At 36.9% G+C, this 1,619-nt stretch carries 1 protein-coding gene; it reads right to left on the bottom strand.

Features of this window, described 5'->3' with window-relative positions; translation table 11 throughout:
• Positions 1–126: 126 nt before the first annotated feature.
• Positions 127–1,500 (bottom strand): magnesium transporter, encoded by a 1,374-nt coding sequence (mgtE, locus tag V7014_RS09670; RefSeq protein ID WP_335506534.1) that lies wholly within the window; start codon positions 1,498–1,500, stop codon positions 127–129.
• Between the last annotated feature and the right edge of the window lie 119 nt (positions 1,501–1,619).

Here is a 1,619-nt window from a genome sequence, read left to right as displayed (position 1 = left end):
TTATGACCTCGAGGGGCTGGCCGATGCAGCTAGACACATCGAATCGCTTATCAGTCTTCATGTTTCCTTTATCTCAGTCGATGGGCTCCAGTCCATACGGAGCTAAGCCGGGTGCTTACGCTTTTCTTAGTTCAAATAACTCATAAACATTGTCGCCATACCAAAATAAATTAAAATACTAATAATATCATTAATCGTTGTAATAAATGGTCCCGATGCGACAGCGGGATCGATATTCATTTTATGCATAAGAAGTGGTACAAGTGAACCAGCTAATGTAGCTACAATCAATGTTGATAAAATCGATAATCCTACTAAAAAACCTAATACTAAATCGCCGTGCCAGAAGTAAATAACAATCGTAATTAGAATTCCACAAGTTGCACCTGTAATTAATCCGGTTCCAGCTTCTCTAACAATAAGCTTCCATTTACTTTCTTGCTCTAAATCACCAGTAGCAATACCACGCACAGCTACTGCAAGTGCTTGTGTTCCAGAGTTTCCAGCCATACCAGCAATTAATGGTATAAAAATTGCTAATATTGCTTTCTGATTCAATGTATCTTCAAAACGTCCAATTAAACTAGCCGTAAACATACCAAGAAATAAAAGAATGACCAACCAAGGCAAACGTTTCTTTGCCGCACCAAAAGGATTTCGGTCGACTTTATCTAAATCAGAAATACCAGCTAATTTAGAGTAGTCATCCGATGCTTCTTCATCCATAACATCCATAATATCATCGACAGTAATAATCCCTAAAAGATGATTTTGGAAATCGACAACAGGAACTGCTAAGAAGTTGTAATCTTTCATTGTTCGAGCAACTTCTTCTTGGTCCTCACTAACGGATACACTAACAACACGATCATTCATCACTTCTGAAATCATCATATCATCGTCACTTACAATTAAATCACGTAAAGAAATAACACCTACTAGCTTTTTATCTTCATCTACAACAAACACATAATAAATCGTCTCAGCTTGAGGAGCTTCTTTCTTCAAGATATACATGGCTGAACGTACTGTTTGATTTGCCGAAATCGAAATAAATTCCGTAGTCATAATACTTCCGGCCGTATATTCTTCGTAATGTAACAACTCTCTAATTTCTTGAGCTGCTTCATTATCCATTATGGTTAAATACGTAACAACTTGCTCTTTATCAAGTTCATTTAATACGTCTACTGCGTCATCGGCATACATATGAGCCAGCATATCCGCGGCATAAGAAGGATTCATTTCTTCAAGAAACTCTTGATACTCTTCTTCATTCGATTTCAAGTTCTCAAACATTTCAGCCATTTCTTCCGGAGAAAGAAAATGATAAATTTTCCATCGTTCTTCCATTTCAAGCTTTGCGAAAAACTTAGCTTGGTCATATGGATGAAGTTCCATAAATTCTTGCCTAAATTGATCTAACTCTTCATCTCTTAACGCTTTTAACAAAAAGGCTTCATCGAAATTTGCAACTTCTTTATCATTTTGCTCTTTCATAGCATTACCTCCTCTCAGGACTATGTCTTTCTTATAAAGTGAAACTTTAATCGGTGGGGGTTTTCGTCCATCCTCCACCGTTTATTAGTTGAACCAATCGGGTTCTTACTGGCACTTAA

This window comes from Bacillus sp. JJ722, assembly GCF_036963345.1.
Classification (GTDB): Bacteria; Bacillota; Bacilli; order Bacillales; family DSM-1321; genus Bacillus_AD.
Note: the sequence above shows the minus strand (reverse complement) of the source record. Positions and strands in the feature narration are given on the sequence as shown.